Below are 14,226 nucleotides of genomic sequence, written 5' to 3'. Positions count from 1 at the left end.
TGCCTCGTCCACTACGGTGCGCCAGCCTATTGTATCACGTCACTACTTTGTTTGAAAAAGATCACTCGTTACCAGGCACATCACCATCGTCTTGATGCCATCGTCTGATTCACGGACTCGTCCGGCTATCTCCCTGATTCCAGCACGGTCGCCGAAATCCAGTTGTCGCCCGAGGGCAAATGATGCCATTTTCTCAATCGTCGCCTTCACAAATTGCTCGTGGCGTTGCCGTATGAGATGTTCCTTGAGTCCCTTCATCCCGTCGAGTTTATCTTCGTTGGGCAATACGCTTGTAGCGTCAACGATTTTCCCATTGATTTCATCACGCCAGCGTCCAAGTGCATCGTAGTTTTCAAATGCGATCCCCCACGGATCGATCTTCTGGTGACACGACATGCACGCGGCGTGATTGCGATGGTCGTCAACGCGTTCTTTCAGAGTCATTTTTGCGATCGCTGGATCGGAGAGATCGATCTCGGGAACGGCTGGCGGAGGCGGGGGCGGCGGATCATTGAGTAGGTTCGTTAGCAACCAAACACCGCGTTTGACTGGATGGGAATCTTCGCCATCGGAATTCATGGTTAGCAAACCGGCTTGGGTCAACAAACCGCCACGATTCCGTTCGGCTGGCAAGGAAACGCGTCGGAAATGATTGCCGGGAATTCCCGGGATTCCATAGTGCTTGGCAAGACGCTCGTTCACGACCAAGTAGTCCGCATCGATGAAATTCAGTGCGCTTGAATCGTTCCGCAGCATGTCTGCAAACAAAGCGATAGGCTCTTGCTTTATCGATTCCAGCAATGCTGAATCGAGACCATCGTCACCTCGGGTGGGGCTCAAGAATTCCAGCGGTTGCATTTTGAGCCACTGCCCAACGAAGTGCTTGGTAAAACGTGTGGCTCGCGGATCAGACAGCATTCGGTCGACCTGCTGACGCAGAACTTCGTGATCGCTAAGGCGGCCTGCCGAAGCGAGCTTGAGCAGCGTCTCGTCGGGCAGGCTACACCAAAGGAAGAGCGATAGCCGAGTCGCGACTTCGTTTTGCGACAGCTGATCTTTCTGTTGGTCTGGTTGTGCACCCTGCTCACCAGGCAACACGTAAAGGAACTTTGGCGAAGCAAGAATCGTTGCGAGAACTTCCACGACTGCTTCCTGGAAATCCTTGCTGCTGGTCCGCAGTCGCTGGAATAGTTGCAGCTTGCGATCGATGTCGCGCGTTGTGGGCGATCGCCGCCAGGCACGAGACATGAAGGCAGAAATGATCTCTTGCGCGTAAGCGGATTCGTCGTGCGAGTTCTCGCTTTCAATGAACACGCTGCGGTGGGACCGTGGTGGCCACTCGTCGTAAACCGGTGCGGCGACTTCCACGTAGTCGATCAGAATCGCGGGACTCTCGGCCTCAGCTGCGGCGGTTTCCGCTTCGTCGTGCCCCACTGCACTATTCGTGAAGCGAATGTACTCCGATGGGCTCGGTTGATCCCCCAGTTCAAACTCGCCGCGATAGGTGTTGCGGTGCTCAATCTCGCTAAGAGGGATATTCCATTGGTAGATTTCCGGCTGCCCGTAGGACGCTTCGACTGGGATGTCCTGCTGGCTTAAACGCTTGATCGATCGCCCTTGGTCGGTTGCTTGAAAGCCGAAGTGCACTTGTAAGCTTGGAATCCGCTCGCTCGCATCCTTAGCACGCGACGCACGGACGCGCACCCGCATCGTTCCTTCGTCGGGCAACCTGTCGCCGAGTTCGACGGTGAGCGATTGTCTGCTACCCGGCTGCACAATAGCGAAATGTGAACCAAGCTCTGGCATCGCCTTGTGTGTATCACTGTGCTTCAGCGCATAGCTTGCTTTGCGGTAATCCCAGTCGACTTCTACTCTCACACCTGTCGATAGTTCCAGGTAATGTGACCGATCGGCAGGCGCCTGGAACTTTTTGTTCAGACGCTCGATCTGCTCTGTTAGTTTGTCCGGCATGTCCTCGAATTTCTTTTGGGCCGATTCAATGTCCCGCTCGAGCCGCTTCTTTTCGCGCCCGAAGGCGTCCTTCATCGGAATCGCCCAATGCACTACCGGCGGTCGGTCGCCGCGAACCGTGATTCGACGCAATGCCCTCAGTGCAAGCTGGTGATAAGTCTCCACTTGTTTTACAGACATGTGCAACGACTCGGCATTATTCTCAAATGCGTCGTCCTCACTGGCTTCGGCTGGAAGATCACCCGCGAATGTCCAGGGCACACCAAGTAGGTCCTGAAACGCGTAGTTGTATTCGTATCGAGTAAGCCGTCGAAACGACGAGTGATTGCCACTGGCTTTGCGCAGCTTTTCTGCTGCTTGAATTTCCGTGGAAAGCCAATCCACAATGCGAATTCGCTGTGCGTCGGTCAGTTCGCTTGACTCAGGTGGCGGCATCTCGCCCTTGCTGAGCACGGAGTACACCTCCAGCCACCAAGCGACGTCTTCGCCATCGACCAAGTCGGGATCAAGCTGGTCCGCTCTAAAGTTGCCGTCGACGCTATCCCCACTGTGGCAGTCAAAACATGTCTGCCGTAAAAGGGGCTTAATCGATTTCTCATAACGCTGCGGGCGACGATCGGCAACGGCTTCGTTTGCACTTTGTGCCTTGTCTTTAACGACGACTTGCGCAAAGACTGAACTCTGCGCAGCAAAGCCCAGGCATAGCAGAACAATGACGCACGAACATCGCCGTCTCCTCGGGCGATTGTACCTGCGTTGAGCGGTGAATCGAGGTGGGAACATTGTCGCGGGTGAAGGAAGGAAAGTGGCGACGTCGGGGGTAATCATTGTACCATGCCGAACATGAAAGCTGACTGGAGCGGCATTGCGTTTATTGATCAGTGTTTGCTGGTCAATATCGGTAGTCGGCTCCGTCGCGACTTTGCTGGCAGCTTGCTTCTAGGCACTGTCCTTTAAATGCATTTTAGCATTCTTCGAATAGCTGCGAGTTTGATGAACGCCAGGTAGGACTCGGGGAGTTTGTCGTAGCGAGTCGCGATACGGCGTGATTCTCTGAGCCAGCCAATGAGCCGTTCAACGATGTTGCGTTTCCGGTAGCAGTCTCGATCGAACTCTTCATTGACGGTCTCATTCGCTCGAGTTGGCATGACTGCTTCGATGGAACGATTTTCAATCGACTCGCGAATGGCTGCGGAGCCATAGTCCTTGTCGCCTGCAATTGCTGCGGGCCGATCGCGATAAAAATGAACGCTGACTTGGCAATGCTCATAAAGGTTATCGAATTCTTGAGACTCGTGCCGCTGTCCACCGGTGGCGGTGATTGACAAGAGCGTCCCCCTGGCGTCTGTCATCACATGCAACTTGGTGGAGTAGCCACCGCGAGAACGCCCCAAAGCATGGGTCTTGTCGTTTTCTTCGCTTTGCTTAGCCATCCCCGCAGCCGAGCGATGAGCACGTGTGACAGTAGCGTCAACGCACCAAACCGTCCGGTCAATGTTGCCGAGCTGGTCCATTCGTCGAAGTAATTTGCGAAAAAGCTTGTCCCAAAGCCCTTCTTTCACCCAGCGTCTGAATCGATTGTAAACCGTTTTCCAATTGCCGAATTCAACTGGCAAGTCACGCCACGGAGCCCCGGTTTGAAGAATCCACAAGACTCCGTTGATCAACTGCCGATGGTCAAACCAAGGGCGGCCGCGACGAGATTTGCTACGACTTGGCATCAGATATCGGATTGCATTCCAAGCATCATCCGTGAGATCATGTCGAGACATTTGGTTTCCTCCTTGAGTCACTTTGGTAGGTAACTCGGGAGGTTGCCAAATGTGTTATCGCCAGCAAATACCAATTACGGGACAGTACCTAATTCGCAAGCTGCAATGGTTTAGGATCGTCGACAAACGCTGCGGGCCGGCTGTTTTCGGCAAGTTGGTTTTGAGAGGTTTCGATTGATGCACGAAGACTCGCGACCACATTGGGATGATCCGCCAGCATATCATGCTTCTCGCTGATGTCAGATTTCAGATCGTACAACGCAGGCTTTGGCAGGCCCTTGCCATCGATCACACGGTCGGACGGAACTTCGGCTCCGGCGAGTTTCGGGATCGTTGGCAACAGGTGCATCTCCGTCATCACCTCGTCGTTTACGACACCCCCTGGGATTTTGCCTGACCAACTAACCATCGCCGGTCTTCTCAATCAGCCATATGTTTCTGAACTTTACAGGAGAACCATGCTCCTGCAAAACGATGGGCGACAAGCGCTCCTCCGGGTACGCAGCGTACTTGTTCCTGCGTAACGACAGCTTGAAGTTGTCGTGGATCAGCTTGCCGTTCAGTCGGACCGTCACTCGGGCCGCGTCACTCTCGTTTGCATAACCTGCCGCGTTGACGAGCGCCGCTTGATAGTCCAAGTCAACTGTCTGCCACTTGCCTGGTTTCAAACCTGCGTTCACGTCGGGAGCGCGGATTTGATAGATCGCGCCACAATCGGTCAGCCCGGCACGATCCTTTTTCGTGGGATTCAGGAGTTGCAACTCATACAACGGGCCGAAAAAGATTCCACTGTTACCTTTGCCGCCATCAGTCGGCAACTGAAACTCCAGATGCAGTCGGTAGTTGCCGAATTTCTCCTTCGTGCGAATGAACTGTTTGCGTTTCTTGCCCTCGAATTCAAAAGCGATCTCCATTGCCTTGTCGTCGACCAATTTCCACTGAATCTCTTTCTGGTCATCCCTGGAATTGATCGCCTGAAACGAAAACGGCTTCCAGGCGTCGACGTTCGATCCGTCGAACAGCACTACCGCATCAGCTGGCGGAGCAAGTCCGAGTGTCGACAAGTCGCTCACTTGGGCATTTGGCGGATCTGCCGCGGTCACAAACGAGACTCCGGTCAAAACGACGAGCATTGAAAGGAGCAGGCGGCCTAGCATGTTACCTATTGTCATTCTGTTTATTCGTTCGGTTTGTGAATCGGTTTGCTCGCTCAGTGTGACCATTGGTACGACTGACCTTTCGCGAGTGTGATGTTTGGGCTTAGCTCATTGTCGGCCAACAGTCGAAATACGCCGCCAGTTGTCGTGCGAACCGTCGCTTGGCTAAGTCGACCACCGGCCCACCGAAGATCGACTTCAAAACCTCCGCGTGCCTTTAGTCCTTTGATCTTTCCATCGGGCCATGCTGATGGGAGCGCGGGCAGCAAATGCAGGATATAGGGTGCATCGGCCAGTTTTTCGGGTGGTACCAAAGGAACAAAGTTCTTCGGCGTCTGGGGGTCGCGTTGATAAGCAACGTAGGCAGCTTCGGAAACGGTTTCCGCGTGACGGTCAGTGCTTCGAAGATGACTCTGCAACAACATCTCGCACACGCCTGCCGCTCCACCAAAGTTTCCGTCGATCTGGAACGGCGGATGGAAATCGAACAGGTTGGGATACGCTCGTTTGGAGGTCAGAAACTGATAAATTTTGTGCGCTCGGTCGCCGTTGTGCAGACGCGCCCAGAAACAGGTTTTCCAGCCCGTGCTCCAACCGGTGGATTCATCGCCCCGGTGCTTCATTGTGACAAGGGCCGCTTCGTACAGTTCCTTGGTGGTCAGTGGCGAGATGTCGCGACCGGGATGCAACGCAATTAAGTGCGAAATATGGCGGTGCTTGTCCTTAGGATTGTCCCAGTCTTCAGGCCACTCCTGCAATTGGCCATGCTGTCCGATTTTCTGGGGGCAGAGTTTCGGGATCATGTCCTGCAAGGATTTGCGGAATGCTTCGTCACGCCCCAGAACGGTGGACGCTTCGATGCAGTCCGTGAACAGGTTCAGCACGAGTTGCTGATCCCATGACGCGCCATAAGTTTGCTTATTCAGTTTGCTGTGCTGTTTGGACAGGTAGGTGTTTTCCGGCGACCAGGTGGGATAGACGACAAGGCTTCCATCTTTCCAAGGAGCGAGATACTCGACAAAGAACTCTGCCGCTCCCTTCAGGGTCGGATAGATCTCTTCCAGGTACGTACGATCCTGAGTGAAGGCATAGTGATCGAAGAGGTTCTGGCACAGCCAGTGACCACCTTGCTGGTTGCGACGTCCATGAACATTCTGCGCAGTGAATCCAAAGACGTTGCCGTTAAGGCCGACGCTCCAGCCTTTTTTTACGCCAAACGTTTCTCGTGCCGTGTGCGTGCCCGACTTCGCGAGTTTCTTCGTCCACTGTGCGAAGGGGTAGAACGATTCCGACAGGTTCGCCGGATCGACCATCCAGTAGTTCATCTGCACATTGATGTCGGTGTGATAATCACAGTTCCACGCCGGCTTGAGGTCTGCATTCCAAAGCCCCTGAAGGTTGGAAGGAACGGGTGCGCCGCGCGAACAGCTTAATTGCAGATAGCGGCTGTAGTTGAAGTAAAGATTTTCCAGCTCCAGGCTTCCGTCACTAGAAACGAGTTTGTCGGTGGTCAATCCGGACGGTTGGAAATCCAGCTCCAGTTGGCAACGGTTCATCGCGGTTGAAACGTCAACGACATGGTATTCTTTCAGGGAATCAAATCCGATTTTTGCCGCCGCCGAGACTGTCTTTTCGCAATCCGCTTTGTAATCGCGTCCTTTGAAGGACGGATAGACAGGTAAGTAATCGCAATAGCCCGCAAGGTAGATCGTCACATCGCTGGCATTGGAAATTTTGATCGCGCCATCTTCTTGTGTCGCAACGTCTGCGTCCCCAGCGTCAACCTGAACAATCTGCATGAACTCGATGTCGTCTTGAACCATCATTGCTTTGCCGTTCAAGACGATTCGGTTGTCCGCTGCCGCAACATGCGATCCCTTGTGCTTGGTGGTCGTTTGAATCGTTAGATTCAATGCTGCGTTTGCCGCCGTATAGCGAGCGACCACCACGTCGTGCGGATAGCTGCAGAAAAATTCTCTTTTGAAACCCCCGTCACCGATCGAGTAGGTGACGGTCCCCAGACCGGTGCGTGAATCGAGCGAGCGGCGGTAGTCGCGAACCGCTGCAGGATCGTGCCCGGTGGAAATCAATAAGTCGCTGAACGGGGCATAATTTCCAAGTGGCTCGGTGCTGCTCAAGTACTTCGTCGACAGGCTCTCCATACTGCCCGGCTTGGTGCCGTATTTTCCGTCACGGTAGGCTTTCCGAACGGTACTGAAATCGTCCGGGTCAACTTTGCGCGTCCCGGACTGAGACACTTCGTCCATGCCCCGTTTCGCGTTCATCCACATCGTGATGTCGTTGATCAGCAAATGCTCGGTATCGATCCCGCCGGAGAACATTGCGCCCAGTCTGCCATTGCCCATTGGCAACGCCGTTTGGATGTAGCCAAGGCCATTGGCTTTTCCTTTACGCTTCATCAGCAAATTGTCTTTGGCCGGTGCATCGTATTGCAGCATGTAGCGTTCATCGGCGACAGCAGTCGTTGCAAACAGCAGTAAGATCCCAAATAGGGTTGCCGATCGTCTTGTCATTTTGAAGCCAACTTTTGTTGCTCGATTCATGTCGATGTCTTTTGGTTGAACTCAATTGGCAGATTGTTGTCATTGATAGCCGCGCAGCGTCAGCAGGAGTTATCGAGACGGATCGAACTGAAAAACTGGCTTGACCTCTGGCGGCAGCGGGCCCGCGTCCCTGGCTCGGTACTTTGAAAACCAGTCCGAGTTGGGTTTCTCAGGAAGCGTTGCATGCCAGGCTTGAAGTTTCTTCAACAACCCGTCGGCGACGTCAGGATGGGATGAAGCCAAATTGTTCTTTTCCAGCGGGTCACTGTTAACGTCAAACAATTCCAGTACCTCGAACCTAGTGCTGGCCAACAGTCGCCATTGCCCATCCAGCACTGAATAGACTGGGCCTTTTGGACTCGGCAGCCCCTTCCAAAACAACGGCTTGTCACGCAGTGTCAGCTCGGTCCCTCGCAAGGTTGCCAGTTGACTCTTGCCGTCGGGTCGGTATCCCTCGGGCATCGCAGCGCCGGCAATTTCACAAAACGTCGGCAACAGGTCGACGGCGGAAATCCACGACACGTCATCGATCGCATCTGCCTTGATTTGTCCTGGCCAGCGGGCAATGAATGGAACACCGATCCCACCCTGAAGAATGGATTTCTTGCGTCCGTTTCGGCCGCCTGTTGTCCCGACACAAGCACCGGTGTTGAACCCCGCGCCAGTTGCAGAATCGTACATCTCTTTTAGCGGGCGCGGTTTACCGCTGCCGGCCGGGCCATTGTCCGAGCTGAAGATTACCAGTGTGTTGTCGGTCAACTGCAATCGGTCCAACGCCGCAAGCACTTCGCCGATTCGGTCGTCGGCATGAGACAGAACCGCCGCATACGCATTTTCTGAATCGCCCATCTTCGGAAAACGCTTGCGGTATTCAGGCAGCGTGTGAAATGGCGTGTGCGGTTCGTGCATCCACAAGTTGATAAAGAATGGCTTCTTCGCCGCGGCGTTTTTTTCGATAAATGCAATCGTGCGTTTGGCGTCTTCGTGCACCGGCATCTGCGTGCCAGAACAGTTGAACGCGCCGCACTCGTCGTAGCCATAGGCCTCCGGTCGCGGCGAATCGGGAATCATGTTATTGGCGAGATGCCATTTGCCAAAGTGCGCCGTCGCGTAGCCGGTCGACTGCAGCATTCTTGGAATCGTCGGCGCTTTGGGATCCACCCAGTCGGGCATACCGCGTTTCTCATTACTACGTACCGTCGCGAAATGGCCATCGATGTTGAAGCGGGCTGGGAAATGACCAGTCATCACCGCCGTACGGCTCGGTGAACACACGCCGCTCGCCACAGTGAACCGCATGAAGTCAGTTCCCTCCTTGGCGAGCCGGTCAAGGTTCGGCGTCTTCAGGTAGGGATGCCCGTGACAGCCGAGGTCTCCCCAGCCCCAGTCGTCGGCAAAGATGAACAAGATGTTTGGCTTGGCAGCAGCCTGCTCCGCACCTTCGGTCTGCTCTGCTGCGAAGGTCGAACAAAAGGTCAGTAAGAACGCGCCAGATAAGTGAGCGAGTAACGTAGGTTTCATTGTTCTTCTTTGAAAAGGTCTGTGTGGTAGTGGGATTCGCCAGAATTCCTTCACGCATCGGACTTCTGGCAAAGTCCACTACGCAACGAATTCCTGATCGTCACTTGCTCATGGTAGTTCGCGGGGCGTTCAACCACTCGTTTAGCTCAGCGGATAGCGAAGCAACCAGATCAGGATGGTCGTCGATTACATTCTTCTGCTCATTCGGATCTGATTCAATGTCGAACAATTCCACGGGCTCGCCCTTGAGAGCGAGCAGCTTCCATTTGCCTCGCATGGCAACTTCAGTCGCATACGGTTTGGGCTTCGGATAGTGTCGCTGAAGACTTTTGTACAGATTGAGTTGCCAGAACACGGTTCCTCGTGCGTCCGCAGTCGGTGCACTCTCGCCCTTCATGTGAGGCAACAGGCTCAAACCATCGAGTGGCAGTTCACGAGGCAAGACGACTCCCGCCGCTTCGCAGAACGTGGGCAGCAAGTCGTTGGTGTGTCCAAAGGGGTCGGATTTCTGACCAGCGGGGATCGCTGCTGGCCACCGCACGATCATCGGTACGCGGATTCCCCCGTCATGCAGGTCGGTCTTGCCACCTTTCAAATCGCCGATGAACCCTTCGTAGGCCGCGCCGTTGTCACTGGTGAAGAGGACCAGGGTGTTGTCCGCGATGCCTAAGTCATCAAGCTTGCTGAGAATCTGGCCGACCTTGGCGTCCATGTGATGCACCATCGACCGAAAGCGATGCTGATCGTCGCTGATGCCGTCCGCTGTAGTAGCCGACCAATGTGGTTCGGGAGCAGGCTCGTAAGGTTTATGAGGAACCAGCCACCACATGTTAATGAAGAATGGCTTCTGTTCTTTAGACAGTTTCTCGATCAACTCGACCGCAAAGTCACCGTTTGCATCGGTAAAGTGTTTGGGGAAGTACGGGTCGTCTTTGCTGATATGCTGGTCGTTACGAAGCAGTACGGTACCGCCCTGACGAAAGATTGTTCGCTCGCGACCCATTCGCCCGCGAATCGGTTGTTGTTCGATCTGCGTTTGATAGAAATCAAATCCGTGCTGACGTGGACCAGGTTGATTGTTCATTCGCTTGCCGTCAGCGTCGACATGCAGACCACCCAGGTGCCACTTGCCCACGTGTGCGGTGCTGTAGCCGGCACCTTTGAGAAGCTCGGCAACGGTCGTCGCCGATTCGGGCAGCCACATATTGCGATCGTTGAAGTGCTTGGTGATCCCGAATCGCAGCGGGTATCGACCGGTCAACACAGACGCACGCGTTGGCGAACAGACAGCCGACCCAGCGTAGAACCGCGTGAATTTCGCCCCCTCACTCGCAAGTCGATCCAGGTTAGGTGTTTTGACGGCGGGACTACCGAAACACGACAGGTCGCCGTAACCAAGATCGTCTGCCAACAGCAAAATGATGTTGGGTTTCTGGTCGGCACGCGCAAGACCCGCCATGCAGAGCAACACGAATAGCACGAGAACGCTTTTTGAAAATGTACGCATTCTTTTCTCGATGATCTGTTAGTTGCTAGCGGGTTTGGGCATCTTTGCAGATACTTTGGTGATCCAACGCTGTAGCTTTTCACGAAGGCGATCTGCCAGGTTCGCGTTGTCTTTCAGCACGTTTTGTTTTTCCATCGGATCGTTTTCGAGGTTAAACAATGCTTCCTCGATCACGCCGTAGCCTTTATAGAATTTCCAGTCGCCCTGGAGAATGGTGCTTCCCATGTAGTAGGTGACTTCCATGCGGTTGTGCGGGTAGTGCCAATACAAGGCATCGCGATCGAGCTGGCTTTCGCCTTGAAAAAGTGGCTTCAGGTCTAGGCCCTCCAACTGTTCGATCTCGGCGGTCGATCCTCCGGCAGCGTGCACAAAGGTCGGAAAGAAGTCCATGCTGTTGACGGGGACGTCGCACGTTGTTCCACCTTGGATCACTCCCGGCCAACTGACGACCATGGGAACACGCAGGCCACCTTCTAGCAGCGAACCTTTTTTGTCTGCCAACCACTTCGTCGGTATGTGGCCGCCGTTGTCGGAATAGAAAACCAGCAAGGTATTGTCGAGTGTCCCGGTCGCTTTAAGTGTGTCGATCACTTTGCCGACGGCGTTGTCCAGACTTTCAACCATCGCGCAATATTTGTTGCCGCCATTTTTTTCGACAAGATCCTTGGGGGCTTTGATGGGCGTATGCACCGAGTACGGCCACAGTGTCAGGTGAAAGGAGGTGTCCTTGTTAGCTTTGATGAACGAGGCAGCTTCGTCACCCAATCGATCCGTCAGATACTCGCCAGCCTCGCGGTTCTTGATGGTTCCATTTTTGAAGGGATCGAACCAAGATTTCGGTTGCCCGTATGCGCAGCCGCCGACGTTGGTGTCAAATCCGTAATGCTCCGGGTGGTAGTCGCTATTGACGATTCCATTTTTCGTTGCCACCGAACCTTCACCGGCCAGATGCCATTTGCCAATAAAGCCGGTGGTGTAGCCCAGCTTTTTCAGTTCATGTGCATAGCTGGGCAATTCCAGCGGGAGTTGTTTCAACGAATCGGCATCGCGTGGTCCTCCTTTTGGACCAGGACGTTCATTGCCCGCCTTTCCAGGTATGTGTGTCGTGATCCCGATCTGGGCTGGCGACATGCCGGTGATGCAGGCCGCGCGTGTCGGCGAACAGACCGAAGCCGCCGCATACGCTCTGGTAAACACCATCCCGCTCTCGGCAAGCCGCTGCAGGTTTGGTGTGTTGATCTCGGGATTGCTGTCGTCGTAGTCAACCCAGCCCGGCCCAAGATCATCGGCCATGATGAAAACGATATTGGGTTTCGTCGTTTCCGCAGTCACTTGCGCCGAGAAGAGCGCGAATACGATCGCGCTCAATAACGCAGTGGCGGATGTTCGGCGGCAAATTTCCATGCTTCGATTTCTTTGTTGATTGAAGTTTTCCGCCTAACGCGGGGCTAGCGAAAAGTCATTACGGTGCTGGCGTGAGCAATGGATTGGCCCACAACACCCAGTCGCCACCCCAACCGTTTCCTCCCTCGGTGACGATCAGTTTCAGCTTCTGAACGCCAGCAACGTCGACTTTCATTTCGACTGGTTGGCTCTTGCCGCCGATCCTTTCGGATTCAAACAGCAATTTGCCGTCACCGTGTACTTCGAAGGTGACCGAAGCCTGATAGCACGGGACGAGCGTGGACTCGAACGTCGAAAAAGTGTCTTTCAGAAAGTAAGTAACTTCACTGTGTGAGTGAACGTGGAGGCCTCGCTTGTAAGCCGTTTTGATGATGTCTTCGTTCACCTTCAGCGTCGTGGGATCGGTTTCGAACCGCCCGACGATCTTGTCGGCCTGCTTCAGCAAGAGTTTTGTTTTGCCGTTTTCTTTAGGAGCTTCGCCAAGCTGGAAAGGGCGATCGGCCAAGAAATCGGCGACGGGAACCTTTTTCCAAACGAGGCTCCTGTAGTTTGGCAACTTTCCACGCGAGAACGTCAGCGTGAGACGCGGGTTTGGCAGGTCCGTCCAATTCATCAAGGCACTGCCGTTCTTAGTGTGCTTCAGATCGAATGGATAAATGGACACGACTCCATTGTCGGCATTCAGTACCGCCGAGTATTCGCCAATCGCATAGTCGGCGACCGACACTCTAACAGCGGCCGTGTCGCCAGCAACAGTCAGCTCCAGTTTGCCGTGCTTCGGAATCGGAACGCGTCGATCATTCAGCCGAAACGACTGGTAAGAAGATCCAGAAACGTACCACTCTTTCTGCCAGTCGTCATCGAAGTCTTCGATAACTGCGGTCGTCCGCCCATCGGCTTTTATACCAGCCGCCTGCATTTGTTTCGCGTCGATCATCAACATGCGGGTGGTCGACGTCATGGTCCCCGATGCCTTAGTCAAAATGCGATCGTCCAGCTTGTAGTGCACATTCGCGAACACCCACAGCGGATCGCTCAAGTCGAAAAGACCGATCGAGGCAACATAATCCGTCCCGTTTATGCCCGGTTTTGCGGACTGCCAAAAACGCGACTTCGATCCGTTGTAACTGGACAGCGCTGCATCGCGTGTGAAGTAAACGTCGACATGGTCGATTGGCTGCGACGCGTTGGGCGTGATTCGCACTCGGGGGCGACCATCGTCGGTCTTCAGATCCACCGCGATTTCTGGGCGGGTTGGATACTGGTAGTTGTTTTTCAGAAGAGCATCAAACCACAGTTCTTTGGCGGCGAGACAACTGTCATTGTGTTTGTGATTGAAGTGCTCCGAACGCGCAATGCGAAATTCCTGATTCGGTATTCGGTCCATGATCCATTCCATGTCTTCCACGTGCCCGTGAAAGTCGTTGGACGGACTCATGAATAACACCGGGCAATCAATCTTCTGTGCGTAGGCCGAAGGCGCGTACGTTCTCGCGATCAAGGTGCCTTCTAAATCGATCGGCGGTGCACAGGAAGGCGCCGCCGCTTTGACGCGATGATCCATCGCCGCCGTTTGAAGCGTAATCACGCCGCCCATCGAGTGGCCGTCGACGCCCAATCGGTCGCCATCCACTTCCACTTGCTGCTGTAGAAAAGTGAGCGCGCGACGGGCCGCCAGGGTTCGCAAAAAATAACCGCCGTTGCGGCCAGAAGGAACAGGGTCGTAACGCTTGTCGTTGTTGGGCTCGATGCCCCGCGATTCCGCGATTTGTCGACCTTCGACAGCACCCCAGTCGGTTTGAGCGGATTTGGGAAGATCGTTCTCATTCAAGTACCGCTGGTCGGCTCGCCAGTTCAGCGAGATCGTTGCGTAGCCTCTTTTGGCATTGGCGACACAAACCGATTTGCTGGCCCTTCCACCGCCTCCGTGAATTTGCACGAGAGCAGGTAGATCGTTTCCGTCTTTGGGGAATCCATAGATCGCCCCCATCCACGATTTCTGACCCTTGAACGTACCGATGCAATAGCGGACGGCGCGGAGAACCGTGCCATCCTCTTGCCACTCTTTGCATATCTCCGCCTCGATCGGTTCAACTGTCGGGTCATAACCTGCCCAGACTTCATCCAGCGTTTGCGGTGAGCTTCCGTCTTTGAGCGGAGGTAGCGAATCCGCGGCCTCGCTGGACGGCAAAGCCATCGCCGCGAGTAATGCAATCGTCAGGAAATAGGATGTCGGTCGCGCCATTGATTGACAATTCTCGAAACAGGAATTCGTGCGGAAAAAGAAACGAGATTTTACAAAAGACAATTTCACTCTCCCTCCGGGATAC

The 14,226-nt window shown here is 54.3% G+C and carries 9 protein-coding genes; all 9 read right to left on the bottom strand.

Annotated elements, in window-relative coordinates; translation table 11 throughout:
* Positions 1–42: 42 nt before the first annotated feature.
* The 9 genes from K239x_RS01075 to K239x_RS01035 all read right to left on the bottom strand — a co-directional run bounded on the left by K239x_RS01075 (position 43) and on the right by K239x_RS01035 (position 14,141).
* Positions 43–2,754 carry a DUF1592 domain-containing protein gene (locus tag K239x_RS01075; RefSeq protein WP_419189525.1) on the bottom strand — a complete coding sequence of 904 codons (2,712 nt, stop codon included), beginning with the start codon at positions 2,752–2,754 and terminating at the stop codon, positions 43–45.
* Between the two features lie 170 nt (positions 2,755–2,924).
* Entirely contained in the window at positions 2,925–3,743 is an 819-nt protein-coding gene (locus K239x_RS01070; RefSeq protein ID WP_145415853.1) for an IS5 family transposase, read from the bottom strand.
* A gap of 88 nt (positions 3,744–3,831) precedes the next feature.
* On the bottom strand, positions 3,832–4,152 hold the full coding sequence (locus K239x_RS01065) for a sulfatase family protein (RefSeq protein WP_145415852.1): 321 nt from the start codon (positions 4,150–4,152) through the stop codon (positions 3,832–3,834).
* The gene (locus K239x_RS01060; protein WP_419189524.1) at positions 4,145–4,915 is read right to left on the bottom strand and encodes a 3-keto-disaccharide hydrolase; all 771 of its coding nucleotides are present in this window, start codon (positions 4,913–4,915) and stop codon (positions 4,145–4,147) included. Before K239x_RS01060 ends, K239x_RS01065 begins: the two co-directional genes overlap by 8 nt.
* Positions 4,916–4,953: 38 nt before the next feature.
* Positions 4,954–7,464: a glycoside hydrolase family 95 protein gene (locus K239x_RS01055; RefSeq protein WP_419189523.1), complete on the bottom strand. Its 2,511-nt coding sequence runs from the start codon at positions 7,462–7,464 to the stop codon at positions 4,954–4,956.
* Between the two features lie 69 nt (positions 7,465–7,533).
* Entirely contained in the window at positions 7,534–8,985 is a 1,452-nt protein-coding gene (locus K239x_RS01050; RefSeq protein ID WP_145415851.1) for a sulfatase family protein, read from the bottom strand.
* A 100-nt stretch (positions 8,986–9,085) separates the two neighbouring features.
* The gene (locus K239x_RS01045) at positions 9,086–10,492 is read right to left on the bottom strand and encodes a sulfatase family protein (RefSeq protein ID WP_145415850.1); all 1,407 of its coding nucleotides are present in this window, start codon (positions 10,490–10,492) and stop codon (positions 9,086–9,088) included.
* A gap of 18 nt (positions 10,493–10,510) precedes the next feature.
* Positions 10,511–11,896, bottom strand: coding sequence for a sulfatase (locus K239x_RS01040; RefSeq protein ID WP_145415849.1), 1,386 nt, complete (start codon positions 11,894–11,896; stop codon positions 10,511–10,513).
* 58 nt (positions 11,897–11,954) lie between these two features.
* Positions 11,955–14,141 (bottom strand): NPCBM/NEW2 domain-containing protein, encoded by a 2,187-nt coding sequence (locus K239x_RS01035; protein ID WP_145415848.1) that lies wholly within the window; start codon positions 14,139–14,141, stop codon positions 11,955–11,957.
* Positions 14,142–14,226 lie beyond the last annotated feature (85 nt).

Source organism: Stieleria marina (assembly GCA_007741555.1).
Classification (GTDB): Bacteria; Planctomycetota; Planctomycetia; order Pirellulales; family Pirellulaceae; genus K23-9.
The sequence above is the reverse complement of the archived record's forward strand: the minus strand, read 5'-3'. Positions and strand labels throughout refer to the sequence as shown.

What these genes read in the sequence shown, in the direction of transcription:
- K239x_RS01060 (WP_419189524.1), bottom strand. Translation starts at nt 4,915, where the DNA reads ATGACAATAGGTAACATGCTAGGCCGCCTGCTCCTTTCAATGCTCGTC.
- K239x_RS01065 (WP_145415852.1), bottom strand. Translation starts at nt 4,152, where the DNA reads ATGGTTAGTTGGTCAGGCAAAATCCCAGGGGGTGTCGTAAACGACGAG.
- K239x_RS01075 (WP_419189525.1), bottom strand. Translation starts at nt 2,754, where the DNA reads ATGTTCCCACCTCGATTCACCGCTCAACGCAGGTACAATCGCCCGAGG.
- K239x_RS01050 (WP_145415851.1), bottom strand. Translation starts at nt 8,985, where the DNA reads ATGAAACCTACGTTACTCGCTCACTTATCTGGCGCGTTCTTACTGACC.
- K239x_RS01055 (WP_419189523.1), bottom strand. Translation starts at nt 7,464, where the DNA reads ATGAATCGAGCAACAAAAGTTGGCTTCAAAATGACAAGACGATCGGCA.
- K239x_RS01035 (WP_145415848.1), bottom strand. Translation starts at nt 14,141, where the DNA reads ATGGCGCGACCGACATCCTATTTCCTGACGATTGCATTACTCGCGGCG.
- K239x_RS01040 (WP_145415849.1), bottom strand. Translation starts at nt 11,896, where the DNA reads ATGGAAATTTGCCGCCGAACATCCGCCACTGCGTTATTGAGCGCGATC.
- K239x_RS01070 (WP_145415853.1), bottom strand. Translation starts at nt 3,743, where the DNA reads ATGTCTCGACATGATCTCACGGATGATGCTTGGAATGCAATCCGATAT.
- K239x_RS01045 (WP_145415850.1), bottom strand. Translation starts at nt 10,492, where the DNA reads ATGCGTACATTTTCAAAAAGCGTTCTCGTGCTATTCGTGTTGCTCTGC.